At 61.5% G+C, this 26738-nt stretch carries 19 protein-coding genes; 13 read left to right on the top strand and 6 right to left on the bottom strand.

Annotated features, from left to right (window positions below):
- Positions 1-110 precede the first annotated feature (110 nt).
- Positions 111-2258: a molybdopterin-dependent oxidoreductase gene (locus tag HDG33_RS38065; RefSeq protein ID WP_184031673.1), complete on the bottom strand. Its 2148-nt coding sequence runs from the start codon at positions 2256-2258 to the stop codon at positions 111-113.
- A gap of 1043 nt (positions 2259-3301) precedes the next feature.
- Between HDG33_RS38065 and HDG33_RS18025 the strand changes: the two genes are divergently transcribed.
- Both HDG33_RS18025 and dctA read left to right on the top strand, forming a co-directional pair.
- Positions 3302-4270, top strand: a complete 969-nt coding sequence (locus tag HDG33_RS18025) for a LysR family transcriptional regulator (protein ID WP_184031877.1) — start codon at positions 3302-3304, stop codon at positions 4268-4270.
- Complete coding sequence (gene dctA, locus HDG33_RS18020; protein ID WP_184031664.1) at positions 4267-5574, top strand: C4-dicarboxylate transporter DctA; 1308 nt, start codon at positions 4267-4269, stop codon at positions 5572-5574. The genes HDG33_RS18025 and dctA overlap by 4 nt, the downstream gene beginning before the upstream one ends.
- 40 nt (positions 5575-5614) lie before the next feature.
- Here the strand turns inward: dctA and HDG33_RS18015 are convergent, their stop codons facing one another.
- The 5 genes from HDG33_RS18015 to HDG33_RS17995 form a co-directional block, all read right to left on the bottom strand.
- Positions 5615-6397 carry a substrate-binding domain-containing protein gene (locus HDG33_RS18015; protein WP_184031659.1) on the bottom strand — a complete coding sequence of 261 codons (783 nt, stop codon included), beginning with the start codon at positions 6395-6397 and terminating at the stop codon, positions 5615-5617.
- 53 nt (positions 6398-6450) lie between these two features.
- The gene (locus HDG33_RS18010) at positions 6451-7749 is read right to left on the bottom strand and encodes an MFS transporter (RefSeq protein WP_184031875.1); all 1299 of its coding nucleotides are present in this window, start codon (positions 7747-7749) and stop codon (positions 6451-6453) included.
- Between the two features lie 199 nt (positions 7750-7948).
- Positions 7949-10648, bottom strand: a complete 2700-nt coding sequence (locus HDG33_RS18005; RefSeq protein ID WP_184031653.1) for a CoA-binding protein — start codon at positions 10646-10648, stop codon at positions 7949-7951.
- A 10-nt stretch (positions 10649-10658) separates the two neighbouring features.
- Entirely contained in the window at positions 10659-11963 is a 1305-nt protein-coding gene (locus tag HDG33_RS18000; RefSeq protein WP_184031646.1) for an ATP-grasp domain-containing protein, read from the bottom strand.
- Positions 11964-12493: 530 nt separating this feature from the next.
- Positions 12494-13234, bottom strand: a complete 741-nt coding sequence (locus HDG33_RS17995) for a FadR/GntR family transcriptional regulator (RefSeq protein WP_184031639.1) — start codon at positions 13232-13234, stop codon at positions 12494-12496.
- 244 nt (positions 13235-13478) lie between these two features.
- Here HDG33_RS17995 and HDG33_RS17990 point away from each other — a divergent pair, with 244 nt between their 5' ends.
- The 11 genes from HDG33_RS17990 (at position 13479) to bcsB (ending at position 26703) form a co-directional block, all read left to right on the top strand.
- On the top strand, positions 13479-15026 hold the full coding sequence (locus tag HDG33_RS17990) for a sugar ABC transporter ATP-binding protein (RefSeq protein WP_260330473.1): 1548 nt from the start codon (positions 13479-13481) through the stop codon (positions 15024-15026).
- A complete protein-coding gene (locus HDG33_RS17985) occupies positions 15019-16047 on the top strand; it encodes an ABC transporter permease (RefSeq protein ID WP_184031637.1) in 1029 nt (342 codons plus the stop codon). Before HDG33_RS17990 ends, HDG33_RS17985 begins: the two co-directional genes overlap by 8 nt.
- 68 nt (positions 16048-16115) lie before the next feature.
- Positions 16116-17060: an ABC transporter substrate-binding protein gene (locus HDG33_RS17980; RefSeq protein ID WP_184031634.1), complete on the top strand. Its 945-nt coding sequence runs from the start codon at positions 16116-16118 to the stop codon at positions 17058-17060.
- 114 nt (positions 17061-17174) lie between these two features.
- Positions 17175-18191, top strand: a complete 1017-nt coding sequence (locus tag HDG33_RS17975) for an aldo/keto reductase (protein WP_184031632.1) — start codon at positions 17175-17177, stop codon at positions 18189-18191.
- On the top strand, positions 18188-18361 hold the full coding sequence (locus HDG33_RS17970; protein WP_184031630.1) for a hypothetical protein: 174 nt from the start codon (positions 18188-18190) through the stop codon (positions 18359-18361). Before HDG33_RS17975 ends, HDG33_RS17970 begins: the two co-directional genes overlap by 4 nt.
- A gap of 25 nt (positions 18362-18386) precedes the next feature.
- The gene (locus HDG33_RS17965) at positions 18387-18701 is read left to right on the top strand and encodes an L-rhamnose mutarotase (protein WP_221311446.1); all 315 of its coding nucleotides are present in this window, start codon (positions 18387-18389) and stop codon (positions 18699-18701) included.
- Positions 18702-18814: 113 nt separating this feature from the next.
- A complete protein-coding gene (locus tag HDG33_RS17960) occupies positions 18815-19825 on the top strand; it encodes a zinc-binding alcohol dehydrogenase family protein (RefSeq protein ID WP_184031621.1) in 1011 nt (336 codons plus the stop codon).
- A gap of 25 nt (positions 19826-19850) precedes the next feature.
- Positions 19851-20990, top strand: a complete 1140-nt coding sequence (locus HDG33_RS17955) for a mannitol dehydrogenase family protein (protein ID WP_184031613.1) — start codon at positions 19851-19853, stop codon at positions 20988-20990.
- Between the two features lie 610 nt (positions 20991-21600).
- Positions 21601-22023, top strand: a complete 423-nt coding sequence (bcsR, locus tag HDG33_RS38255; RefSeq protein ID WP_409259033.1) for a BcsR/BcsP family cellulose biosynthesis protein — start codon at positions 21601-21603, stop codon at positions 22021-22023.
- Between the two features lie 103 nt (positions 22024-22126).
- Positions 22127-24382, top strand: a complete 2256-nt coding sequence (gene bcsA, locus HDG33_RS17950) for a UDP-forming cellulose synthase catalytic subunit (protein ID WP_184031607.1) — start codon at positions 22127-22129, stop codon at positions 24380-24382.
- The gene (bcsB, locus tag HDG33_RS17945) at positions 24379-26703 is read left to right on the top strand and encodes a cellulose biosynthesis cyclic di-GMP-binding regulatory protein BcsB (RefSeq protein ID WP_184031600.1); all 2325 of its coding nucleotides are present in this window, start codon (positions 24379-24381) and stop codon (positions 26701-26703) included. The genes bcsA and bcsB overlap by 4 nt, the downstream gene beginning before the upstream one ends.
- The last annotated feature ends 35 nt before the right edge of the window (positions 26704-26738 follow it).

Here is a 26738-nt window from a genome sequence, read left to right as displayed (position 1 = left end):
CAGTTTGTTGCACGACCCGCAGTAGCGTATCGACGGCAGGACGGCCGGGTAGCGGCATCGTCGCGCTCGGAAACAAATCGTTCGATTCGAACGGGGTTCTCTCTTGCGATTCAGACTACAGCTTCGATGCGTACCGGCATCGCGCTCATTACCGGCATGGCGTTGATCGGATCAAGACCAACTGTAGTGCTGAGCAACTGGTTTGGATTGGCGCCGGCGTAGGTCTCGGGCTCCTCGTCGGGCATCGGTCCCCAGCCGTGCGGGATGGACACGACGCCTCGGCGCAGCGCGGCGTCCCCTTTGACGATGGCTCGAATGCGGCCGTGCGGCGAAACAATGGCCACGCACTGGCCTTCGGTCAGTCCTTGAGCAGCCAGGTCATCGGGATGCACAAAGGCCGGATTGAACGGCATGCGTCGGCGGACCGCGGGCAGGTGGTGGTACATGGTGTTCTGCACGTCGCGCACGCGCCGCACCGCCAGGCGATGCGTGAACCCCGCCGGCGCCCCCGCTTCGTTCAGTACGCCCGCCAGTTCGCACTCGACGTCGTCCGGCATCACGTCGAAGCGCGCGGCGTTCCCTGGCTCGCCGGGCTGCACGATCATCGGTTCGATCTCGTAGACCTTCCCTTGTGGGTACAGCTTCAGTTCGTCAAATGAGATCGAGCCGTGGCGAACCAGGATCGCCAGCAGCTCTTCGGTGGTCGGAGCTGCGCGCATATCGAGCGGAACGTCGTCGAATATGATGGTCTTGCCCAGGCGCCGCGCCAGATCCCAGAATACGAACCAGTCGTCCACGACTTCGGATCCCTCCGGCGGCGTCGCCACGGCGGCCGAGTATTGTGCGTAAGGCTGAAACATGATGTAGGACTCATAGTCGCGCGAATGCAGGTCGGCGCGCTCGAACATCAGCTTCGGTGGAATCACATAGTGCGCGAGCCGCGCAGTGTTAGTCATGAAAGGCTCGATGCATACCAGCAGTTGCAGTTGGCGCAGCGCATCGGCGATGCGGCGCTGGTCGGGCACGGCATCGACTGGATTGCCGCCGTCGACCAACAGCGCGCGGATCTGGCCGGCGCCGGGCGTAGTGATTTCCTGGGCCAGCGTGCCGCTCATCTTCTGGCCGAACAGCATGCCATAGCCGCCGACACGGCTCTTCCAGCCGGATTCCCAGGAACGGCGTGGCGCAATCACTTCGGCCCGGCGCTGGTAGCGTGGGGCGACTACGCCGGGGTTCGGTACAGGGTCGCCGGGGCGAGCGAAGCGGCCACACACGACGTTGAGGCATTCGACCAGATGCTCGGCCAGATTGGAGTGCGGCGCCATGTTGGGCCCGGTTCCCGACGCGGCCGAGCCACGCTTGCGGCGCAGGCCACCGGCCTCCCGGACCGGTTCCGCGAAGGCCGCAGCGGCGGCTTCGAGCCCTTCGACGCTTACGCCGGCGCGCTGGGCGACGTATTCGGGCGTGAACGGCTCGACCGCGCGCGCCAGTCGTCGCAGGTCCTTGACGTAGCGCGCGCAGAATTCAGCATCGTGCCAGCCGCGACACAGAATGATGCGCAGCAGGCCAGCCAGGACGGTCGGGTCCTCGCCCGGCAGCACCTGCAGGAAGACATCGGCATGGCGGGCGGTCTCGGTCTCTCGTGGATCAATCACCACCAGCTTAAGGCCGCGCTCCTTCGCTTCGTGGAGCTGCTTGACCGGATTCTGCAATGCAAAGTTGAACGTGGATAGCGACACCAGCGGATTGGTGCCGACGAACAATAGCGCGTCGGCGAGCGCATACGGATCTTTGCCGGCAGCCCAGCCGCCCAGTCGCTCAAATGCCACCCATTTGGCCGACTGGTCGATGGTCATTGTAGAGAAAAACGAATTCGAACCCAGCGCCGCGAGGAAGGCGGGCAACATATGATTGGCGGCGAGGTTAGAGTAGTTCATGGTGCCGCGAAAGGCTGCGACCGCATCGGCGCCGTGGCGCTCGATCAGTGCCTGGAGTTGCGCCGCGATCTCGGCCAGCATCACGTCAAGCGGCATCTGCACGAAACTGCCATCGCGCTGCCGTTTCAGCGGGTGCAGGAGCCGCTCCGCGCTGTTATGCGCCTCATGCAGATACGCGCCCTTGATGCAGGCGTAGCCGCGCGTGAGCGGATTGTCGCGGTCGCCGCGCGCAGCAACGACGCGTCCGGCGTCGTCCAGGGTCAAGCGCAGTGAACAGTTGCCGGCGCAGATGCGGCAGGCGGTGACGGCTTCGCGTGGCACGGCGAGCTCCTCGTGTAGTGTGGCCCACACCTCGTAACCACCCACAACTTTCGGCGTAAAGGTTAAAGCCGAGCCGGATACCTGCGCGATGACAGAGCACCCGCATACGACTAGCGTTAGATCGCCGCCAGATTGCGGCCGTCCATTCGCTATTATAAACGACGTTCATATTTTGGCAAATAGCCCGACGACCTGTTGCGAGCGCCGCTGCCCGCAAGCGAGCTGCGATCCCCCGGCGGCTGCTCCATTCGGTCAGATCTATATTGGGCTATTTCGTGTGTGTGTATGGACCCGACGCGTCTCTATCAGCGCTCCCTGTCGATAAAGGGCGAGCGGCGCTTCATGGCCGGCTGTACTCATTGACAGAAGACGCCCGGAAGCGCTCCAAAGCGGCTCGCTATGCTTGAACGTCAAGAATGATCGACAATATTTGCTTTCATATCAGCTTGACCGGCCAGTCGACCGACGCTCGTCATGCCGCACCAGCTTACTGATCTCGGGATCGGGTGATCATTCCGTTGACCCGGGTGAAGACAACGGCCAAGGTGAATGCCGCAGCAGCCAGTGCAGCCGGGCATTGAACAATTGGCCGCGCCTCTGCGTTGTCGAACTCAATCCTCACCGGCGTCATGAGAGCCCAAGCTATCGCTCTTCCCGATCAACTTTCTCGCGATGGCCTCCGCGCGCGTCATGTCATCGTCAGGCGCTGGTGCCGCGTTCGCACCTGCCTGCGCGGTGGCGCTGGTGCTTAGCGCTCCGTCGCGTTGATGCGTATCGACCGACACTGTCATCGAGAGGCCTCGCTTTTCTAGCGCCCTGCTGCTGTCTCACACGACTTTGGCGCGCCGTGCTTTCGCCCGCTGTCGGCCAGAGGGCGATGCCCGCGTCTCTCATATGAATGACGGCTGAGTCCGTGAAACCGGCCCGTCGCGCCTCACGTCTGCAGTACCGCCGGAGGGCCGAGCGAACGGGCGTAGTTCGCAATGGGCGCTTTGAGCTGCTTCATGCAAAATAGCCACATCCAGGATGGGGAGGATGACTCCGTGGGTATCAACTTCGACTTGAACGACTTGCAGGCGTTTCGAGCAGTAGTGGAACTGGGAAGCTTCCGCAAGGCCGCCGAGGCGGTGAGCATTTCGCAGCCGGCCTTGAGCCGCCGGATCGACAAGCTCGAGGAAGCACTCGGCGTGCGTCTATTCGAGCGCACCACGCGCAGCGTCACGCTCACCACCGTCGGCCGGGTATTCGCGCCGAGCGCCGAGCAGCTGCTTGATGATCTCGACGTCGCGTTGCTCGGCATCCGCGATGTTTCTTCGAGCCGACTGGGACGTGTCACCATCGCCTGCGTGCCTTCGGTGGCCTACTACTTCCTGCCGAGCGCCGTCGCGAGCTATCATCGCCGCTTCCCGCGCATCAGGGTCAAGATGCTGGATATGAGCGCGAATGAGGTGCTGGGCGCTGTTATCAGCGGAGAGGCGGATTTCGGCGTGAGCTTTCTGGGCAGCCAGGAGTCCGAGGTCGAGTTCAAGGTTCTGCTGCAGGAGCGCTTCGTGGCCGCCTGCCGCCGTGATCACCCGCTCGCGCGCAAAAAACGCGTGACCTGGAACGAGCTTTACGAGCACGAGTACGTCTCGGTGGACAAAACTTCCGGCAACCGACTGCTGCTCGATCAGGCGCTGTCGGCCGTGGCGCCGCGTGCGCCGAGCGTCTGCGAGACGCGTCACGTAACGACCATGCTCGGTTTAATCGAAGCGGGGCTCGGTGTCGCCGCAGTGCCGTCGATGGCCATGCCCGGGCGCGATCACCCCATCCTCACGAGCGTGCCGCTCGTCGAACCGGTGGTGAAGCGGCGCGTGGGAATCGTGAGACGCCGCGGACGTCCACTTACACCGGCTGCGCAGGAGTTTCACAGAACGATTGTCGAGATGAAGCGCGGCGGCGTCGCATGCAGCGATGCCGTGGGCAATAACACGTCTCCAAAAGAGCCGCCAGGCAGGAAAACCGCATCGTGAGGTTGGCAAGACCGCTTCGGTCGCTCTATCTGCAGGTTTTGCTGGGCATGATGCTCGGCATGGCGCTCGGTCACTTCTTGCCGCAAGCGAGCCCGCTGCTCAAGCCCTTGAGCGACGGGTTCATCGGCCTCGTGAGGATGATGATTGCGCCGATCGTTTTCTGCACGATCGTCTCGGGGATCACGTCGCTTGCGAGCGGGAAGGCCATCGGGCGCACAATTTTTCAGGCGCTGGGACTCTTCTATTTTTTGACAGCCGTGGCGCTTGCGCTCGGACTCGTCACGGCCTTCGTGCTGCGACCCGGCGCGGGCATGCACATCGACGCTAACCATCTGGACGCGAGCATCCTCGCGCAATATGCGAAGCACGCGCAGCCGGGCGGCCTTGTCGCATTTGCGCTGAGCGTCATCCCCGAGACGATGCTTGGCGCCTTCGACAAGGGCGAGGTGCTGCCAGTGCTGCTGCTCTCGCTGCTCTTCGGCTTTTCGCTAAATTCCTGTCCGGAGGCGGGCAGGCCGGTGCTCGCGCTCATCGACGGCATTGCCCAGGCCCTGTTCCGCATCCTCGCGATGATCATGCGACTCGCTCCGCTCGGGGCATTCGGCGCGATGGCTTTCACGGTGGGCCGCTACGGCATCCGCTCGGTCGGATCGCTCGGGATGTTGATGGTGTCCTTCTACGTGGCATGCCTGCTGTTCATTGCACTGGTGCTCGCTCCGCTCGCGCGGCTGCACGGCTTCGCACTTTGGCGGCTCTTGCGCTACATGCGCGAGGAGTTGCTCATCGTTCTCGCGACATCGTCGACGGAGCCGGTACTGCCGCGCCTGATCGCGAAGCTTGAGGCGCTCGGCTGCGACAAGGGCGTTGTGGGGCTTGTGCTGCCCGCAGGCTACTCGTTCAATCTCGACGGCACCGCGATCTATCTGACGCTCGCCTCGATGTTCATCGCGCAGGCGTGCGACGTGCCGCTTTCCGCGCCGCAGATCGCGATGATGCTCGCCGTTATGTTGCTCACGTCCAAGGGGGCGGCGGGTGTGTCGGGCAGCGGATTAGTGGCGCTCGTCGCGACGCTGACGGTGATTCCCGATCTGCCCGTCGCCGGGGTGGCGCTACTGGTCGGCATCGACCGCTTCATGTCCGAGGCGCGCGCCCTGACGAGCGTGATCAGCAACGCCTGCGCGGTGATCTTCGTTTCGATGTGGGAGGGTGCTTGCGATCGTACGCGTCTTGCGCGAATGCTGGGGGCGGCAGCGCCAGGCGGCGCGGACGGTGCGGATCCCGCGAGAGATACCTCGGGGATGTGACAGGAAGGCCGCCTGAGGCAAGCCTTCATTCAGGTTTGCGTCAATGAGCGGAGACGGTGTCTAGCCCTGTCGATTTGACGTCTGCCTGGACGCCAGGTGAAGCGAGGTAATCGAGCAGGGCTTTCGCTTCCTTCGGATGCTGTGCGCTGACGGGAATGCCGGCGGCGAAACGCGTGACCGACTGCAGGGACTCAGGAATCTTTCCGACGAAGGTCGCCCCCTTGACGGGCAGCAATTCGCTCACCTGCTGGAAGCCGATTTCGTAGTCGCCGTTCGCCACCACCGAGGCTACTGGAATCCGCGGGATCATCTTCGCCTTCGGCTTGACCTGATCCTCGATGCCGAGCTTCCTGAACAACTCCCGCTCAATGTAGACACCGCTTGCGCTGTCCGAGTACGCGATCGACTTCGCATGCAGCAGGGTCTGCCGGAGGCCTTCTGCCGAACTGATATCGGGTTTCACCGCTCCTTCGCGCACGACCATGCCGATGCGCGAATCGGCCAGCTCGACCCGCGATCCGGGGATGACCTTGCCTTTCTGGATCAGTTCGTCAAGCGCATATCCGACCATGATAACGGCGTCGGCGGGCTCGCCACGCTCGAGCCGGTTGGGGATCGCTTCGGGCGATTTGCCCATCGACGGACCAAGCGCGGTGTCGAGCGTGTTGCCCGTCCCGGATGCGAACTTCGGGCCGAGCACCTTGTACGCTGCGGTAAAGCCACCCGAACTCATGACGTGCAGGTCGGCGGCTTGCACGTTCGCCGCAACAGCCGAGGTTGCGACCAGTGCTGCGGCGCATAGTTTCAGAAACAGATTTCTCATGATCGGAGTCGTGTCAGATTGTGTGTTTAGCCGCATGCGGAGCGAGACGCGAATCAGTGCGCCGGAGTCAGTGTCGCTGCGCGGCGGCGATAGAGTGCAAACGTCGCCATCAGGGCGCACGCTGCCGCGAAGCTCATCCAGTAGCCGGGTGCGGCCTTGTCGCCAGTCATGTGAATGAGCGCCGTGGAGATCGCCGGTGTGAAACCGCCGAATACGGCGGTCGCGAGGCTATAGGCGAGCGAGAAGCCCGCGACGCGTACCTGCGCCGGCATCACTTCCGTCAGTGCGACGATCATCGCGCCGTTATAGATGCCGTACATGAACGAGAGCCAAAGGAGGGCGAGCAGCATGTTGAGGAAGCTGGGCGCGTGAGCGAGCAGCGACAGGGCCGGGTGCGCGGTCGCGATGGCGAGCACCGTCATGGCGATGAGGAGCGGCCGGCGGCCGATCCTGTCGGAGAGGGCTCCGCCGATCGGCAGCCACACGAAGTTCGACACGGCCACACACAGCGTCACAAGCAAACTATCGGCGGTGCTGAGGTGCAGGACCGTCTTGCCGAAAGTCGGCGCGTAGACCGTGATGAGATAGAAGCTCGCGGTGGTCATCGCCACCAGCATCATGCCTGCAATCACGACGGTCCAGTTCTGGACCAGCGTCGTGAATACCTCCTTCATGCTCGGGCGATGCTGGCGAGCCTTGAACTCCTCGGTTTCCTGCAGATTACGACGCAGGATGAAGACGAACGGCACGATCATGCAGCCGACGAAGAACGGCACGCGCCATCCCCACGCCGCGATGGTAGCGGCGTCCAGCGATTGGTTGAGCGCGAAGCCGAGGCCCGCGGCCACGACGATCGCCACCTGCTGGCTCGCGGACTGCCAGCTCGTGAAGAAGCCCTTGCGGCCGGGCGTGGCCATCTCGGCGAGATACACCGACACGCCGCCCAGCTCCGCACCCGCGGAGAAGCCCTGCAACAGCCGCCCGAGCAGCACAAGCGCGGGCGCCACAAGACCAATGGTCGCGTAGCCCGGCACGAACGCAATGAGGATGGTGCCGCTCGCCATGATGGAGAGCGTGACGATGAGCCCCTTGCGGCGGCCGACGTCGTCGATGTACGCGCCGAGCACGACCGCGCCGAGCGGGCGCATCAGAAAACCGGCACCGAAGACCGCGAACGTCATCATCAACGAGGCAAATTCGCTCCCGGCCGGAAAGAAGACGTTGGCGATCTGCGTCGCATAGAAGCCAAACAGAAAGAAGTCGAACTGCTCCAGAAAATTTCCGGCCGTCACGCGGAAAACCGCCGCGGCCTTTGAATGTCCCGGCGAAAGGGTAGAGGGTGAGGGGTGCATCAATGTGTCTCCTGAAATCCCGAGATATGCGGTGGTCCCGCTCTTTGTCTGTTCGGGAATTTTGGCCCGTGGCCAATAAAACGATAAGTGCAATCTTCTGAACGATTGAAGTCGAATGGTTATCAATCGGCGGCCCCTTTTTCGCCGCCGCGCGTTAGCTGTGCGCCAGCGCGTGGCGGCGACCATCAGAGGCCAGCGGTCAGGCCACGAAACGACACTGGGAAGCGGCCGTACGCGTGTCCATATTGCGTCCGCGGTTCAAATGATCGTCAATTTCCGCAGCGCAGCCCAGCATGCGCGGATAGAGGAAGATCGTGAACGCGGCCGTTTCAAGGTCCGCCTCGCTGAACTCCCCGCGCTTGAGCGGCTGCCACAGCATCTTCAACAGCAACGCGGCAATCACGGCATCGACATTGACGCAATAGACATTGCGCGAGACGCCTGCGTCGAACAAAGCCTGCACCAGCACACGGTAAAACGCATGAAACGCGTTGTACTCGCCGCGGGCTTCATAAAGGTTGGCGATGAAGATTTCCCGCGGGTCGTGGTTCACCGGCTTGTCTTTGAAGACCGGATGATTGACACCCGGAAGTTTCGCAATATCGAGGCTCCCCAACTGCTTCTGGCGCGTCTTGTACTGCGCGTATCGCTCGACGGAGCGCCGGGCGAGCGCTTCGAGGTCCACGGTATGACGAGCATCGGTCGGATCTTCAAGGCCGCTGCTGCGGAACGCCTCGTTGAGGAACGCAATGCCTTCGTAGCCGTTGCCGCCATGCGTATATCCAGTGTGCGTGAGGAACCCCGCCAGAGCCTTGTTTAGCTGCACCCGTTCGGGACTTTCTGGGCCATCGGCAGATACTGCGCCCTTTGCGCCTTGCGCCGAAATGGCGCCGGGTCCGTTCGTGAGCAGCAAACCGACAAGGGTCTTGAACGCGAAAAGGTCGTCGACAGTCGGTTTCAGGTTTAGCAGCGCTGCGAAGGCGATTTCCGTCAGAGTGCGTTCGCCGAGTAATTCTTCGGTGGCGTAGCCGCAAAATCCGTCCGGGCCGTGCTGCGAGGCGTCCGCTGAGGCGCCGATCATGGTGCCGAAGAGCTTTGTCCACCACGGTAAGCTTTCTGCGGTCAGGCGGGAGATCCGCTTGCGCATGAGCGGGCCCCAGGCGAGTGTCGTCGTGATCGCCGCGAGTACTGCTTCCGGGCGCGGATGTCCCGGGCCACACGACAGCCATCGGATGATTGCGGAACTTACGTTGCGCGAGGCGAGCCCGCCCAGCATGGCTTGCGCCTCTGGATCGGGTTCATCGCAGAACAGCGCTGCAGTGTCCGCGGTGTGGACGGCATTGACATCAAAGGTCTCGTCGAACGCGTCCGTGAGCCTGGCTGTCGCGAAGCGGTCGATCATCAGTGCTGCCGCCTCGCGCGCAGCACGCTGGCGATTCGGCCCGACGATCGCCGCCGCGGCCGCGAGCACGGCGTTGGGCGCATTGCCCGCCTCGCGCGAAGCCTGCGCGGCCGCCAGTTCTGGTGTCCCGTGCAGATTCACTGCAGCGCCAACAGCCACGTCGATGAGCTTTGTGTCGTTTGCCCCGCCGAACTCCCGCAACAGCGCGAGGCAGATGTTCTCCTCAAGCGAGTGCGTCGCTGCTTCGAGCATGGATACCCCGTGCAGGCTGCTCACCTGCGTTTTTGCGTCCATCTGTGAGGCGCCCGAAGCGTCCTTCAAGGGTTGGCGCGGCGGGATTGCGCCGATCTGGCTGTTCGCCCGCGTAATCTGTTCGTTGTACGGCGCGACTGCTTCCACGACCGGCAGGGCGAGGTCGTCTGGCAGTTCGATCCCCTGATCCGAGCCAAACCACGGTTTGAGCGAGAGGCTGCCTTCCGGCTCAAAGTCGGGCATCGTCGCGTTCGCGCGCATCACTGCGGTGAGCGCGGCGGGAATGTGCGCGATGTTTGTCACAACGGCGCCCTTCACCGAGCAGCATGGATCGTCCGGCGTAAAAAGACGCTCGACGCCGAACTTCTCCATGAACCAACGCTCCTTTGCAAGAGCATCGTCGGCGCCGCCCGCCATTGCGCCCGCATGCCCCACCGCGCGCGTCAGACGACTCTTCCAGCGGCCTACCACGCAGGCAATGACGGGTTTCGTAAATGTGGCGTCGGCCTCGTAGTAGCCGCCCGGCTCGCAGTACAGTACGGCAGCCTTGCTGCGCGCGTCGTTGGCGAGGGCAAAGGCGAACTCCGGCGCCGCATAGTGGATGTAGACGTCCTTGCCGCTCGATACGACGGTCGATGTACCCCAGCCGCTCATGCGCAGATATTGCGCAATGGTGGTGCTAAAACCGCCCGAGTTGGAAAAGATCGCGATCGAGCCCCGCCGCAAAGTTGCGCCGGGATCATCGCCGCCGAGCGCACCCCCGATGCGCACCCGCTGCCAGGAGTCCGCGACGCCCAGCCCGTTCGCGCCAAAAATGTCGATGCCTGCTTGCTGGCCCATCGCGCGAATTTCCCGGGCGTCGTGCACGGAGATCTTCTCCGTAATGATAAAAATCTTGCGCAGATCGGGATTGACGCGGATCAGTTCGGCCACCCCATCGCGCGCGGCCGACGGCGGCAGATAGACGACGCCGCAATTGAAACGATGCCCGGCTTCGAGGCCTTCGCGCACGTTGTTATAGACGGGGATGTCGCCGGCAGGCGTCACGAGCACCTGCCCGCGCTTGCCAGGCGCAGTGCCGAATACGATATTTCCACCGGAAAACGCGTGGCTCACCGGCGTCACGTCCGACGACTCGCCTCCCAGAATGTTGAGCACACAAACGCGGTCCTCGCGCGTGACTATTTGTGCAAGCGACTGGATGCCGACGAAATACCTGAAATGATTATTGCCTTGCTTGATCATGTCGATCTCCTTACGCCTCTGCCGTATCCGTCTGCGGTTGCGTCTGACGCGCGCCGATGCGCGCTGCGACCTGCGCGCGTCCTCCCGATTGCATCCACGCATCGGCCTTCCGTGCGTACTGGATCACTTCGCTGATGTCGGAGTCAAAGCCGAACAGGCGATAGGGAAGGCCGAGCGAATCACAGGTGTCGCGCAGTGCCGACATGCCACGAACAAGGTTTGGACCGCCGCGCCCAAGGACGACATACAGCGGGGTGGGACCGTGCTCGCTGAAGTGCTCGCGTAGCGCATCGGCCATCGCGCGCAGTGTTTCGTAGATATCGGTGTTGTTGGACTTGCCGCCAATGATGAACAGTACGTTGGACTGCTTCAGCCAATGCCGGAAGCAGATGCGCGCCACTTCCTTCATTTTCTCGTAGGGAGGATTGCCGCCGAAATCCGAAGAGATGATGGCTGCGTCGCCCAACATCTCCGTGACGAGCGAGTTGGCCCCGCCGCCGAACGTGGGCGCGAGGATCGTTCCCTTGTCATTGATCACATAGACATCGCTTTGACCCTGGTGCGTGCGAAGCTGGTTGATCTCCTGCTCGAAGTCTGAGTAGTCGGCAGCGAACAGGTGAGCAGGCAGGCCGAGGCGCGAGAAGCGCGGGTCGTCACGGTCGAACCCGCACTTGAAGTCGCAGGCCACGGGTGTGAGCCGACCGTTCTTGTCCTCGCGCATGCGGATCGGATTCAGTTCGAGCGTCGTCATGCCGAAGTTGTGAAAGAGCTCCCAGAGCTTCGGCAATTGCTGCACGAGCGGGGAAATGATTTCGCGCGGCGCGCCGATCTCGCTCAACGCATTCGCGACGACGAACGCCTTCAGGCCGGTCAATGCATCAAAGGGCACCATTGCGACGTGCTTTGGATCGACCTCTTCGATGTCCATGCCACCCGCGTGCGACAGCGTCATGGTGGGAGCGCGAAAGCGGGTGGAATCGGTGATCGAGAAGTAGACTTCATGTTTGGCCGGTACGCCTGCTTCGAACGTGACGCCGTTCGCCTTGGCCCTTACATGACCCACGACGTGCTCGGCGAAGTACAGCCGCTCTTTCTCGGCGAGCGCCGTCTTGAGATCTGTCGCGCGCCCGAGCAACCCGGCCTTGCCCTTCTTGCCCACGCCGCCCTTGAATACCGGCTTGATAAAAACCTGCCCGTGGCGGTCGATCAGCGACTTTATCTCCTCTTCGCTGGCGCTCGGCCCCAGCACTTCGCTAGCCGGGAATCCGACGAATTGCAATAGGCGCGCGCCGTGCAACATTCCGGTGATCTGCATATGAGTGTCTCCTGAAATTCAAGGCAATGACGAATGAAGCAGGTATTGAGTTCGCTTAGCTCGCTGCGGAAGGCGCGAAATGCTCATCTGCCGTGGACTCGCTTGAAAGCGGCGGCAGGATTCACAACGCGAGGTGGGTCATGCGAGATGGGCATCGGCTACCGTTGGCGGCACCCGTGACCGGGTTGCACTGGAATGCGGCGAAACGCTGTTCTGCGTTTCGCGCCTGTCTCCGATGCGTTCTCTGTCGACGCGTTTATGAACTTCTTGAGCATCGATATTTGCTCAAGACGCCCCGAACGAGAAGTGCAATTTTTTGAAGCATTGATGTTCAACGGTTATCAATATCGTCGAACGCCGTTACGTTGTGGCGACGAGCGCTGCTTTCATGGTGGGCCTCACGGCGATGGTCAGGATTGCGCAGGGAACTGGCCGAGCTGAAGGAACAGGCCGAACCAGTCCTCCATGTGCCACGTGGTGGTCACGCGCTTGAAATTTCGGCGCAAGCTCTAACCGGTCGACTTCGCAACTCAACCCAGTCGCACGCGGCCAGCTTTACCGTCGGCATCGTTGGGTGCAACTTTCTTGATGTCACTTCCGACCCAACGCTCTTCAGAAGATTTCAGATGCGATCGCATCGCCGCTTCTGCAGCAATAGGGTCTCCTGCTTGCAGTGCACGCAGAACATTTTCGTGCTCCTCAACCGCAGCCATCCATGTGGCCGTATTTTCGACGAGTTCGCTAATCCTCGCCCCGATCGGATCGCGCCTCGCGTCAAACAGATCGGCCACATACCGGCTCAACACCGTATTGCCGGCCGTTTCCGCGATGATCAGGTGGAATTGCCGGTCCGGTTCCACAGGAGATTTGCCGGCAGAGGCGAGGCGATGCATCGCATCCAGGCTGCGCCGCAACCGGTCCAGAGAGCCGGCCGTAAGCCGCGTGCTGGCGAGCACGACGAGGCTGCCTTCGATGACGGCCCGGGCCTGCATGATTTCCGTCGGACTTTCGCCTAATACAGCCAGTGACTCTTCACGTTCGTTTGCGGTTTCGAGCACATAGACGCCCGAACCCATGCGGGTCTCGACGCTGCCGCCGATTTCCAGTGCGATCAACGCCTCGCGCAGAGACGGGCGCGAAACACCCAGTTGCTGCGACAACTCGCGCTCCGGCGGCAGTCTCGACCCCGGCGGGAAATCCCCTCCGTGGATGAGGCCGCGAATCTGGTCGGCGACTAATTGGTAAAGCCGCTTTGGCTCGGTCTGTTTCATTTTGCTGCCGGAAGGATAAATGGCCCGGGTCGTCTGTCGACCAGCGATCAAAGTCTACCACGCAAGCCTGACAAGGTTTTCAGCGCATTTCACAGGAACAGTTCGGGTTTGCCCTTGGTAAGGCCGGAAGAAGTATCTTGCAAATTGGCTTGACCAAAATCGCCGTTTATTCTTTAATCTGCATCAGATTGGCCTGACCGACGGCAGCGCCTCTACACAAAAGAAGGAGACACGTGTGACAGATCTGAGCACTGACCTGGCCCCGCGCGTGGTGGACGGCTTCGCGTTAAAGGAACCCCCGGAGCTATTGAAACTGAGCGGACTGGGCAAGCGGTTTCCCGGTGTCGTTGCACTGGAGGACGTGCACTTCCAATTGCGCCGCGGCGAAGTGCACGCGATTTGTGGCGAAAACGGCGCTGGCAAGTCAACCCTGATGAAAATCGTCAGCGGGCAATACCAGCCGGATGCCGGCACGATCGTTTTTCGCGGCATGGAAAGGCGGTTCGCGTCCTCACTCGAGGCACAGGAAGCAGGCATTGCGATCATTCACCAGGAACTGAACCTGGTGCCCCACCTGTCGATTGCGGAAAACATCTACCTGGCACGCGAGCCCAAACGCGGGCCGTTCATCGATCGCGCACGACTGAATGGGAACGCCCAGCGCGCGCTCGCCCGCATTGGATTGTCGTTGCCGCCCACGAGGCTGGTGGGGACGCTGTCGATCGCCCAGCAACAGATGGTCGAAATCGCCAAGGCGCTCTCGCTCGACGCCCAGGTGCTGATCATGGACGAACCCACTTCGTCGCTCACGGAATCCGAAACCATGCACCTGTTCCGGATCATCAAGGAGTTGCGCGAGAGCGGGGTCGGCATTGTCTACATCTCTCATCGTCTCGATGAACTGAAGCAGATTGTCGACCGCGTGACGGTGCTGCGCGACGGACATCACATTTCAACCGACGATTTCGCGGCGACCAGCATGGATGAAATCGTTGCGCGAATGGTCGGCCGGGCGCCGAACGATGCGTACCCGCCGCGCCGCTCGGTTCCGACGCAGGACGTGCTGCTGCGCGTCGACAATCTGTCGCGCGCACCGGCATTTGGGCCGGTTTCGTTCGAACTGAGGCGAGGCGAGATTCTCGGCTTTGCCGGTTTGATGGGCGCAGGCCGGACCGAGGTGGCACGGGCGATTTTCGGCGCTGACCAACCGGACGGCGGCGAGATTCATATGGGGAGCGAGCGCCTCTCGATTCGCTCGCCTATCGATGCGATTCACCACGGTATCGCGTATCTGTCGGAAGACCGCAAGAGCGACGGTCTCGCGCTGAAGATGCCGGTCGCGACCAACATCACGCTGGCCAATATCGAGGCGGTGTCGGGTCGCGCCGGCTTCATTCGTTTCGCCGAAGAAGCGGCCATCGCACAGCGTTACGTCGAAACGCTCGGGATCCGCACGCCGACGGTCCATCAACTCACGCGCAACCTGTCCGGCGGCAATCAGCAGAAGGTTGTCATCGGCAAATGGCTGTTTCGCGAATCGAAGATTCTGTTTTTCGACGAGCCCACGCGCGGGATCGATGTCGGCGCGAAATACGCGATCTACACGCTGATGGACCAGCTCGCCGCGCAGGGCATCGGCGTTGTGCTGATCAGTTCGGAATTGCCTGAAATTCTCGGCATGTCCGATCGCGTCGCGGTATTCCACGAAGGCCAGATCGCCACGATCCTGGAGACGCGCCACACCAATCAGGAAGAAATCATGCACTTCGCATCGGGACGAAATCATGCTTGAAATAACATCCGAACAGACCACTACTGTCGACACCAGCGCGAAGCTCCGGCGTCGCGACCTGATTCAGAAATTTGCCGCGCTCGGCAGTCTGATCATGCTGGTGGCCGTCTTTTCATTGACCAGTTCCGCTTTCTTCTCGGTCGACAATGGCATGACAGTGGCCTTGCAGGTGACGTCGATCGCCTATCTCGGCGTGGCGGCAACCTGCGTGATCATTACGGGCGGAATCGACCTGTCCGTGGGTTCCGTACTCGCGCTGTCTGGTGTGGTCGCCGCGTTGCTCGTCAAGGCTGGCGTGCCGATCCCTCTCGGCATGCTCGGCGGCGTCGTGGTGGGCGGCCTGTGCGGATTCGTTAATGGCCTGTGCGTCACGCGTATGGGTCTGCCGCCTTTTATCGCCACGCTCGGCATGATGCTGGTCGCGCGTGGTCTCGCGCTTCAGATCACTGGCGCGCGCCCGGTTTCGGGACTCGGCGACGCGTTCGGCGAACTCGGAAATGGCGCATTGTTCCGCATCTCGCATATCGGAGCAGACGGGTTCCCCGATACGGTATTTCCGGGGATCCCGTATCCCGTGATCATCATGGTCGTGCTGGCGGTGGCCGTGTCGATCATGCTGACGCGCACCTCGCTTGGCCGCCACATCTACGCAGTCGGATCGAATGCCGAAGCTGCGCGACTCTCCGGCGTCAATGTCCGCCGCGTCACCTTGTTTACCTATGTGCTGTCCGGCGTGCTCGCCGGTCTGACGGGCTGCGTGCTGATGTCGCGCCTCGTCACGGCGCAACCAAACGAAGGCGTCATGTACGAACTCGATGCGATCGCCAGCGCCGTGATTGGCGGGACGTCCCTGATGGGCGGTGTAGGCACGATCTCCGGTACGGCCATCGGTGCGTTTGTGATCGGCGTGCTGCGCAATGGCCTGAACATGAACGGCGTATCGAGTTTCATCCAGCAAATCATCATCGGACTGGTCATTCTCGGCACGGTCTGGATCGACCAGGTCAGAAACCGACGATGAAGCACATCGAATGAAGCCATTCGAGAAGTCCAACAAAGCAGTGCAATCACCAACCCAAGGAGTGAGACATGAGGAAGACATATCTGGTATTGGCCGCCGCACTTTTGACCGCAGTGACGGCGCACGCGAATGCGGCGGGCGGAGAGATCGCCGTGATCGTCAAGACGGCCAACTCGAATTTTTGGCAGAACGTGCAAAAGGGTGCAACGGAGGGCATGAAAGGGCTGAACGGCTACACGATGACGTTTCAGGGGCCGGCGACCGAGTCAGCCGTGGCGGACGAGGTCAATATGGTCGAGAACGCGGTGAACCGGCATGTCGCGGCGATCGTGCTCGCGCCGTCCGATCCCGACGCGCTGATCCCGGCAATGAAGAAGGCCTGGGAGGCAAAAATTCCGGTCGTCCTGATCGATTCGCTCGTGTCCGATTCCGGCAAGCAGTATTACCAGTCGTTTCTCTCGACCGATAACGTCAAGGCCGGTGAGTTGTGCGCGAAAGCGATGATCGACCGTGTCGGACAGACGGGGAAAGTCGCTGTGATGTCGTACGTCGCCGGCGCGGGTTCCGAGATTGGCCGCGTGGGTGGGTTCCGGAAGTATCTCGCGCAGCACTCGAAGCTGCAGATTGTCGGACCGTTCTACTCGCAGTCGCAGATGGCAACCGCGCTCAATCAGACGACCGACGTGCTGTCGGCCAATCCGGATCTGAAGGGTATCTTCGGTGCAAATGAACCGACTGCTGTGGGGATGGGGCGCGCGTTGGCGCAGTCCGGGAAAGCCGGCAAGATCGTCGCGATCGGCTTTGACGGCAACCAGGACCTCCAGGGCTTCATCAAGGACGGAACCATCCAGGCCATCGCTGTCCAGGGCTCGTATCAGATGGGCTACAAGGGTGTCAAAACGGCGGTGGATGTCATCGAACACAAACCGGTTACGAAGCAACTGGATACCGGTGTCGTGATGGTCGAGAAGGACAACATCGATCAGCCCGCCGCGAAGAATGTCTTGTATTGAAGCGCGATGCGGACGACGCCAGACGGCGTTGTCCGCCCTTGAGTCCAGCGCTACTCAAGACGCGCTGTGAAGCGTTGAACATCCAGCAATGAATCCCTGGGAACGGAATTCCTGATGAAAGCAAGTGATCTGCGTGAGGTGTCGCGTGCCGGGGTGCAACTGAGCGCACTGGGTATGGGCTGTTCGCAACTTGGCGGCTTGTATAGCACGATGCCGCCGGAACAGGCGCGCGCGCTGATGGACGAAGCATGGTCGCTCGGTCTGCGCTATTTCGACACTGCGCCGTTCTACGGCTACACGCTTTCGGAACGCCGCGTGGGCAACGCGTTGTCAGCGCGGCCACGCGACGAGTTCGTGCTGAGTACGAAAGTCGGCAGGCTTCTTCGGCCGGATCCGACTGTTCAATGCGGCGACGACGGCTGGGCTGAGCCGCTTCCTTTCCGGCCGCACTACGACTACAGCTTCGACGGCGTCATGCGGTCTTTCGAAGACAGCCAGCAGCGTCTCGGTATTGCGCAGATCGATCTGCTGTATGTGCATGACATCGGTCGAATGACACATGGGGATGCAAACGTCGAATTCTGGAAACAGCTGACAGAAGGGGGCGGTTTCCGCGCGCTCGACACGCTGCGCAACGCAGGGGTGGTCAAAGCCATCGGCCTCGGCGTGAACGAGTGGCAGGTCGCGCATGAAGCCATGCAGGAATTACAGCTCGATGTGACGTTACTGGCGGGCCGCTATACCCTCCTCGAGCAGGATTGTCTCGCGCCGTTTCTCGACAATTGCGTACGGTATGGGAATTCGATCGTGGTCGGCGGTGTGTTCAATTCTGGCGTGCTGGCAGGTAACGGCAAGTTCAATTACGGGGACGCCCCCGCCGGTGTCGTGTCGCGCGTCAACCGGCTGGCTGAGGTTTGCCGCGAATTCGAGGTTCCGCTACCCGCCGCGGCACTGCAGTTTCCGCTTGCGCATCCTGCGGTTGTGTCGTGCGTGGTGGGCGCGCGCAGTGTCGAACAACTCCAGCAGAACGTCGCGTGGTTTGAGCAGGCGCTGCCAGCCGGATTGTGGCAGGAGCTGAAGTCGGACGGTCTGATCGCGGACACCGCACCTGTGCCCGAGGTGGTCGAGTGAGCCTGCGCATCGACGCACATCACCATTTCTGGCACCTCGCGACACATTTCGGCGACTACGCCGGTTGGCTTGCCGCCTGTGAAGATTACTGTGACCGGTATGCGGGCGATGAGGACAAAGACGCTGTATTCGGCGGCAACGCTTATCGCTTCTACCGGCTCGAAGAATAGGGAGAGTGTAGTGCAACGAATGGGAATGGTCATCGGTATCGATCCGCAGCACATCGACGAATACAAACGCTTGCATGCGCAGGTGTGGCCGACGGTGCTCGATCGCCTGAAACGCTCGAATGTCACCCGTTACTCGATTTTCCTGCGGGAGCCCGAGAACCTGTTGTTTGGTTACTGGGAATACGTCGGAACCGACTATGAAAGCGATATGGCCGAGATTGCGAGCGACCCGGAAACACAACGTTGGTGGAGCCTGTGCAGCCCGTGCCAGAAACCGTTGGTGAGTCGTGCGCCGTCGGAACACTGGGCACAGATGGAAGAGATCTTTTACCTCGAATAGCGTTGTCTCGACACGGCACTCGTTTGACCTCGCCATGAAGAAACAGATTAACCGGGCTCGCATCGAAACCGCACTATGGCTTCGCGGGTTCTGTAGCTGAAAAAGGAAACCTCATGCTCACTATTATTTGTGAAACTCCCGGCGTACTACGCGCTGAGACGCGCTCACGGCCACCGCGCGATCGCGGCGAAGTGTTGCTACGCGTGCGACGCGTCGGCGTATGCGGCACCGACCTGCACATCTTTACCGGCAATCAGCCATTTCTCGCCTATCCCCGCGTGATGGGACACGAACTGTCGGGCACGGTCGAAGAAGCCGACACGGATTCCGGCCTGGACGCCGGCGACCCGGTCTACGTGATGCCCTACCTGTCATGCGGTCAGTGCATTGCCTGCAGGAACGGAAAAACGAACTGCTGCGTGAACATTCAGGTACTGGGCGTGCATCGTGATGGCGCATTGACGGAGTATCTAAGTCTGCCGCGTCAGTTCGTTCACAAGGCTGAAGGAATCACGCTCGATCAGGCGGCAATGATCGAGTTTCTCGCCATTGGCGCGCACGCGGTTCGTCGCGCGGACGTTCAGGCGGGACAGCGCGTGCTGGTGGTCGGTGCAGGTCCGATCGGTATGGCCGCAATGATCTTTTCACGTCTGCGCGGGGCCACGGTGACGGCGCTCGATACACGGCTCGATCGTCTCAACTTCTGCGCTGAGAAAATTGAAGTGGCGGCTACTGTGCAAATCAGTGATACCGACGTCGACGAGCTGGCGAAACTCACCGACGGCGAATTCTTCGATGTGGTCTTCGATGCGACGGGTAATCCGGCTGCCATGGAGCGCGGCTTTGAGTTTATTGCGCACGGCGGGAAATACGTGTTGATTTCCGTGGTGAGAGACAAGATCACTTTCTCCGATCCGGAGTTCCACAAGCGCGAAGCCACCTTGATCGGAAGCCGCAATGCGACTGCGGAAGATTTCGAAACTGTGCTCAGGGCCATGCGCGCCGGTCAGGTGCCCGATGCGGCACTCAACACGCACCGGATGAAGCTTGCCGATGTTCCTGCCGAATTTTCGAAACTGCTCGAACCGTCCGCAGGTGTAGTGAAAGCCATCATCGAATGCTGACTCTGACGCATATCGGATATTTGCCATGAGCCAGCCAATTCTCCAGTTCGGCACTAGCCGCTTTCTTCAGGCGCATGTCGACCTGTTTGTTTCGGAAGCCATGACGCGGGGTGCCGCGCTCGGTGGCATTACAGTCGTGCAGACCACCAGCAGCGAGTCCAGTCAGAAGCGTATTGCAGCGCTGGCAGAGGGCGGGCGATATCCGGTACGGGTTCGAGGTATGCGTCACGGAGTGCTGGTGGACGAAATGCTGAGCGGCAACGCGGTGCGCGCAGCATGGCACGCCGAGTCTCATTGGGCACAAGTGCGAGACGCCGTGGCAGAGCACGTCGAAGTGATTGTTTCCAATACGGGAGACAGGGGATTCCGGCTTGATGACCGGGATACCGCGACGCTCGTGAATCATCCGGAGCGCGTGCCACAGAGCTTTCCGGCCAAGCTGCTGGTGTTGCTTCATGCCCGTTGGGAACGAAACCCTGATGCGCCGCTCTCCCTTTTTCCATGCGAACTCGTGGTCAATAACGGCGATACGTTGCGCGAACTTGTCGTGACTCTCGCGGTAAAATGGCGGCTGCCGGAGCCGTTCACTACCTACCTTCGAACGCGTTGCATATGGGCCAATTCGCTCGTCGACCGCATCGTTTCGCAGGCGATCGAACCGGTGGGCGCCGTTGCCGAACCGTATGCGCTCTGGGCGATTGAGCAGCAGCCGGGGCTGGTTCTACCCTGCACCCATGAAAACATCGTTTTGACTGACGATCTGCAGCACTTCGAGCGCCTGAAGTTGTTCCTGCTCAATCTCGGTCACAGCTATCTGGCGGAGCGGTGGCTAGAGGACCGCCGACCGGTTGACGAGACCGTATGTCAGGCAATGAACGACCCGATACTACGCGCCAGCCTGGAAACTGTCTGGGCGGAAGAAGTGCTCCCGACATTTGCGGTCCTCGGTCAGCGCGAGCAGGCTCTCGCCTATCTCGTCGAGTTACGCGAGCGCCTACTCAATCCGTTTCTTGAGCACCGGATAGCGGACATCGCGCAGAATCACAGAGAAAAATTGCAGCGGCGCTTTCTGCCGCTCGTGCAACTTGCCGACAAACTCGGCGTGAAGCCTGGACCGCTGCGAATACGAGCGATGCTGGAGCGCGTCGCATGTCGTTTGCCTTGACGTTCTTCACGTCCTGATAGACGTACGACGCGATTATCGACCGGTCCCGCGTTACATTTCCGACGTCGGCCCTCGTATGCCAGTGCTCGAACAGATCCGGGGCGATTTCTTGACAATGACCTCAAGGGCAATACCACGGCGCGCTTTTCAAAACCGATTCCCAGCGCAAATTCGGGAATAATCGGACGCCCAATAAAAAGCAAACGTTTGACTGACCATATTTAACAATTAAAACGCTTAACTTTGCTCTGGAATAGCCGATATATAGATTGGAATTATTTGGGTCCACGCATTAAGTTCCGCTGTACAATACGCGCCGCTCATCCTGAGCGCAAGGGTATCTCATGAGTTACACGCTCGTACCGCAGCGGCGGGGCCCTCGGTTGCCTTGGCTGAAAAACAAGACCTGGGCGCGGCTCTCCTGAAGAGGTCTCTAAAGGGCGAGTGTATCAACGGTGCCGCCTCACGATTTGGGAATTATTATGGCGGACGCAATGATGTAACGAATAATGGTTATCCTTATTCCGTAAGTAAAAATTACAGCAAATTGCCCGATGGTACGCGGTGCAGTCTGCAACAAACAATATGGCCAGTTCGACGGGGATGGCGTATGAGCAGTGCATCAGACATTTCGAATCTCTTCCAGATGTTGGGCGTGAGCCCGTCGCATTATCAAGAAATAGAAAGAATAGAGCAGGGGCAAGGTTCGCGTGGGCGTTGGTCCATGCAGACCACCTCGTCGCCAGGGGACACGACCCGGGACGACTCGGCTCGCGAGGCTGAAGCCGTTCTTCCCACCGATGTGACTGAAGTGGCACCCGCCGCGCCGCCGCAACTGATTGCGCCAGCCGTCCCCGCTGCCGTGTCCGGATCTCTTCCGGTATCGCAAGCCGCCCCCGAACAGCCGGTCCTTCAGTTCAATCCCGAACCTGTCACCGTTCCTCGACAGCCAGACTCTCTGAGCGCCGTGTTTGCGCGCCTGCGGGAACGGAGTGAGCCTCAAGAAGGTGTTCCGCAACGCCAGACGTCATGAACTTCGTCACAGTCTTTTCCGTCAATGACGGCCTGGTTAAAACCACGGTGGCCGCGAACCTGCGCGTCGTGCCGAACCGGCGCACGCGCTAGAAGACCTTTCCATGGCACAGATCGAACGTAGGCTGAGCAAGACGGAGCAGCGGCGGCAAACGCGCAACACGGACCAGAGTGACGATGCCGGAAGTTGGGACGACAAACTTCTGCAAGCGGGGACACCGCTATGGGCGTCGAACTGGCTGCGGCTGGCAGTGACGCTATTGGCCGCGCTGTTGTTCACTTCTGCCATGACGGTCAATCTGGCCGTGTCGAAGCAATGGACGTTTGGCATCCTTTGCATGGTCGTCGCGGTTCTGCTGAACCGCATTCGCGGCAGGATCATCACGGTGTCCCTGGTGGCATTGTCGGTGTTCATGTCCTTGCGCTACCTGTACTGGCGCGTGACGCAGACGCTGTCCTTTACCACCTCGCTCGACATGACCTTTGGCTGCCTTCTGCTGCTGGCCGAAGGGTACGCGGTGCTCATGCTGTTGTGCAGCTACTTTCAGACGCTCTGGCCTCTGCATCGCCGGCCTGCGCGATTGCCGGCCGATAGCTCGGCATGGCCGACGGTGGATGTGTACATTCCCACGTTCAATGAGCCGCTGCAGGTCGTGCGGCAGTCGGTGCTGGCCGCCACGCTGCTCGACTGGCCGGCCGACAAGCTGCGCGTGTATGTGCTGGACGACGGCCGTCGTGACGAATTCCGGCAATTCTGCGAGCAGGCTGGCGTGGATTATCTGACCCGGCCGGACAACGCGCATGCCAAAGCAGGCAATCTCAACGCGGCACTCTCCAGGACGAGCGGCGAGTACATCGCAGTGTTCGACTGCGATCACGTCACCACGCGCTCGTTCCTGCAGGTCTGCATGGGTTGGTTCCTGAAAGATCCGAAGATGGCCATGGTGCAGACGCCGCACGTCTTCTACTCGCCCGATCCGTTCGAGCGCAACCTTGAAACCTTCCGCAAGGTGCCCAACGAGGGTGACCTGTTTTACGGCGTGCTGCAAAACGGCAACGACTTGTGGAATGCCGCTTTTTTCTGCGGTTCCTGCGCGGTGCTGCGGCGTTCGGCGCTGGAGGATGTAGGCGGCGTGGCGACGGAAAGTGTCACGGAAGATGCGCTCACCGCGCTCAAGATGAGCACGAGGGGCTACAACACGGCCTATCTCGCCATCCCTCAGGCAGCGGGTCTCGCCACCGAGAGTCTGGGGCGTCACGTCGGTCAGCGCATACGCTGGGCACGAGGCATGGCGGAAATATTCCGTCGCTTCAACCCGCTGTTGATCGCAGGGCTAACACTGCCACAGCGTCTGTGTTACCTCAGCGCGATGATGCACTTTTTCTTCGGCTTGCCGCGCATCGTGTTTCTGATCACACCGATGGCGTATCTGTTCTTTGGCGCGCACGTCTTTCATGCTTCCGCGCTGATGGTGCTGGCCTATGTCGTGCCGCACCTCGTCATTTCGAGCCTCGGCGCCTCGCGCATTCAAGGGCGTTTCCGACATTCGTTCTGGAGCGAAGTCTACGAAACGGTACTGGCCTGGTACGTGATTCTGCCCGCGTTGCAAGCCGTACTCTTTCCAGGCAGCAAAGGCTTCAACGTGACGTCCAAGGGCGGGGTGATCCGTCAGTCCTTCCTGGACTGGGCGATGGCCCGGCCCTACATCGTTCTGCTGCTCATCAATCTGACCGGATTCATGGTGGGTGTCGCAGGTCTGATCCGCAGTCCGGGCTGGCCCGAAGCGACGAGCATTCTGTTCAACCTGGTATGGGTAACCTACAACATCATGAACCTCAGCGCGGCCGCGGGCGTAGCGAGCGAATCGCGACAGTTGCGTCTCGCTCCGCGGGTCCAGATCGAACTGCCGGCCGCCGTGATTCACGCCGACGGAACTCGCATCGACTGTCAGACCAGCGACTATTCGCACGGTGGTCTGGGGCTGGTGCTGCCTGAGGGCGCACCGTTGCCGGAGCACGGCGATCGCATCACGGTGGCGGTGTTGCGCGACGACTACGAGGACGTTTTCCCAGCCGAAGTGCAGGTGTGCCGCGGACGCACCATCGGCGTGAGTTTTCCGACCCTGACGATCGCTCAGGAGCGCGCCTGGATAGGGGCGACGTTTTCGCGCGCCGACAGCTGGATCGCCTCATGGGGCAGCTATCGTCCCGACAGGCCGCTGCGAAGCCTGTTCGAGGTGCTCGGTATCGGCATGCGCGGCTTCGGGGAGTTGTTCCGGCATCTGTTCCTGGGTGGGCGTGAGCGCCTTGGCCGTTCGTCCGCAGACCCGGCAAGCGACTTGGGAACAAAGCAATCGTGAGTGTCGGCTACCTGTCGCTTTTGCGCTCCTTGACGAGCGCGCGCCGGTTGGGCGCGGTGTTGTGTTCGGTCCTGTTGCTCGGAGCGGGCGACGTGCTGGCCGCGTCGGCTGTCCCGGTCGATGCCGTGCGGCAAGGCCCGCACCCGGAACTCAGCGCGGCGGCGCCGGCCGACGCGTATACCTACCGGATCCCGCTGCTGCGGCAAAACGCGGAGCAGGGATTGACCTTGCTCGGCGAGGATGCCTATGCGGGCATGGACTTCGGTTTGCGCCGCGACGAGCGCGTGGTCAGCGCGCGGCTCGTGCTGGACTACAGTTACTCGTCCACATTGCTGCCTACGCTCTCGCATCTCAAGGTGTTGCTCAACAGCGTCGTGGGGGCGACCGTAGCGTTGCCCGAACCGGCGCCGCGGACGCCGGCGCATATCAGTGTGGATCTGCCGGTGTCGCTGCTGTCCGGGTTCAACCAGCTCACCCTCGAGTTGATCGCGCATAGCAAGGCGAGCGATCAGGGCAACAATCCGCTGAGTTCCGACCTGTGGCTGAAGCCCGGGCCGGACAGTGCGCTGGAACTGACCGTGGTTCCGGCGACCCTGTCCAGTGACCTGTCGCAACTGCCCGCGCCGTTCCTCGACGTGCGCGATGTGCGCAGGGTGGACCTGCCCGTCGTGCTGCCGCGAGCGCCTCGCGCGCAGCGCCTCGAATCGGCCGGTATCGTGACCTCGTGGCTGGGTGCGCAGGCGGGCTATCGCGGTGCGCACTTCTCCGCGAGCCTGGGTGCGATACCCGCGCATGGACATGCAGTGGTGCTCGCGCTGCCGGGCGAGGTGCCGGGCTTGACCCTGCCTGCGGTGGAAGGGCCGATGCTGGCCATCGTGCCCAACCCCAATGACGCTAACGGCAAGCTGCTGCTGGTCATGGGCCGCAACGACGCGCAGATCCGCGAGGCCGCGACCGCGCTGGTGCTTGGCGCGAAGACGCTGTCGGGCTCCCGGGTCAAGATCGACGCCCCGGTTTCCGTTGTGCCGCGCAAGCCTTATGACGCACCCAACTGGCTGCCGGGTGACCGCCCGGTGCAGTTGGGCGAGATGCTATCGGCGGACCGCTTGACGGTGCAGGGCTTTCGCCCTGGGGCGATCAATGTGGACCTGCGTCTGCCGCCGGGTCTGTTCGGTTTTGACAACAGCGGCGCGGTGCTGAACCTGCATTACCGTTATACGGCCCGTCCGGAGTCAACGCGCTCGGAACTCGGTGTGCTGGCCGGCAACACGCCCCTGCAGACCTTGCCGCTGACAGGCGACGCGTCGGACGGTTATGCGGTGATACGCGTTCCGACCTATCTGCTGCCGTCGTTGACGACGCTGCAATTCGACTATCGCTACGAGTCCGTGGCGCCGCAAGACCACGTCGAGGATGTGCCCGGCGGCCCGCTCCTGAGCGCCATCGATCCGACTTCGACGATCGACATTTCCCAACTGCCGCGCTACGCAGCCATGCCGGATCTGCGCGCCTTCGCAGACGCAGGCTTTCCGTTCACGCGGATGGCCGATCTGTCCGGGACGGCGGTGATCCTGCCCGCACAGCCGGTCGCTGGCGACTATTCCGCTTACCTGACGCTGATGGGCAGCATGGGTCAAACCACGGGTTATCCGGTGCTGGGCGTGACGGTGGGCGATCCAGCGCAGGTTGACGCGCTGCGTCGCAAGGACCTGCTCGTGCTGGCGTCGGGCGATAACCAGCCCTTGCTCAAAGCATGGCGTGATGATCTGCCGCGCGGCTTCTTCGCTCCGGTTGCTTCATCGGACCGCTGGATCGCCGCGTGGTGGGAAAAGCTGACGGGTGGGCATGCGCAGGCTGAACGCGAGGCCGCCATCGCCGCACTGTATAGCAGCGACGACCATGACGGCATGTTGGCGGGACTCGAGTCGCCGCTGGCTCGCGGCCGCAGCGCGGTGGTCGTATCGGGCAATACGCCGGACGGTCTCGACGCTGTCGTGGACGTGCTGCAAGCCAACCGCTACCTCGTTAGCAAGCGTCCGGACCACAAGATCAGCGGCAGCCTCGTGGTCGTGCATGACGGCACGCTCACCACGCTGAGCAACGATCAAAGCTATTTCATCGGGTCCTTGCCGCCTGGGCTCGCGCTCGAATGGTTCTTCGCGAGCCACATCCTGCTGCTGCTCGTGGCGACGCTCGCCAGCGTCGTGCTCATAGGTTTGCTCGGCGGCGTGTTTCTGCACCGGCGTGCCCTGAATCGATTAGACCTGGATATTCCCCAGACATCGCAACGTGAAGAAGGACGAAGAGGTTCTCATGTTTAGAAGACGGCCTGACATCTCCCGGGCACGCCTTGCGC

The organism is Paraburkholderia sp. Cpub6 (genome assembly GCF_014201065.1).
GTDB lineage: Bacteria > Pseudomonadota > Gammaproteobacteria > Burkholderiales > Burkholderiaceae > Paraburkholderia > Paraburkholderia tuberum.
Note: the sequence above shows the minus strand (reverse complement) of the source record. Positions and strands in the feature narration are given on the sequence as shown.

Coding starts and splice junctions, on each gene's coding strand:
- HDG33_RS18005 (WP_184031653.1), bottom strand. CDS start 10,648: ATGATCAAGCAAGGCAATAATCATTTCAGGTATTTCGTCGGCATCCAG.
- HDG33_RS17965 (WP_221311446.1), top strand. CDS start 18,387: ATGGTCATCGGTATCGATCCGCAGCACATCGACGAATACAAACGCTTG.
- HDG33_RS17995 (WP_184031639.1), bottom strand. CDS start 13,234: ATGAAACAGACCGAGCCAAAGCGGCTTTACCAATTAGTCGCCGACCAG.
- HDG33_RS17955 (WP_184031613.1), top strand. CDS start 19,851: ATGAGCCAGCCAATTCTCCAGTTCGGCACTAGCCGCTTTCTTCAGGCG.
- bcsR (WP_409259033.1), top strand. CDS start 21,601: ATGAGCAGTGCATCAGACATTTCGAATCTCTTCCAGATGTTGGGCGTG.
- HDG33_RS17975 (WP_184031632.1), top strand. CDS start 17,175: ATGAAAGCAAGTGATCTGCGTGAGGTGTCGCGTGCCGGGGTGCAACTG.
- HDG33_RS17985 (WP_184031637.1), top strand. CDS start 15,019: ATGCTTGAAATAACATCCGAACAGACCACTACTGTCGACACCAGCGCG.
- HDG33_RS18015 (WP_184031659.1), bottom strand. CDS start 6,397: ATGAGAAATCTGTTTCTGAAACTATGCGCCGCAGCACTGGTCGCAACC.
- HDG33_RS17980 (WP_184031634.1), top strand. CDS start 16,116: ATGAGGAAGACATATCTGGTATTGGCCGCCGCACTTTTGACCGCAGTG.
- HDG33_RS18010 (WP_184031875.1), bottom strand. CDS start 7,749: ATGCACCCCTCACCCTCTACCCTTTCGCCGGGACATTCAAAGGCCGCG.
- bcsA (WP_184031607.1), top strand. CDS start 22,127: ATGGCACAGATCGAACGTAGGCTGAGCAAGACGGAGCAGCGGCGGCAA.
- HDG33_RS17960 (WP_184031621.1), top strand. CDS start 18,815: ATGCTCACTATTATTTGTGAAACTCCCGGCGTACTACGCGCTGAGACG.
- HDG33_RS18000 (WP_184031646.1), bottom strand. CDS start 11,963: ATGCAGATCACCGGAATGTTGCACGGCGCGCGCCTATTGCAATTCGTC.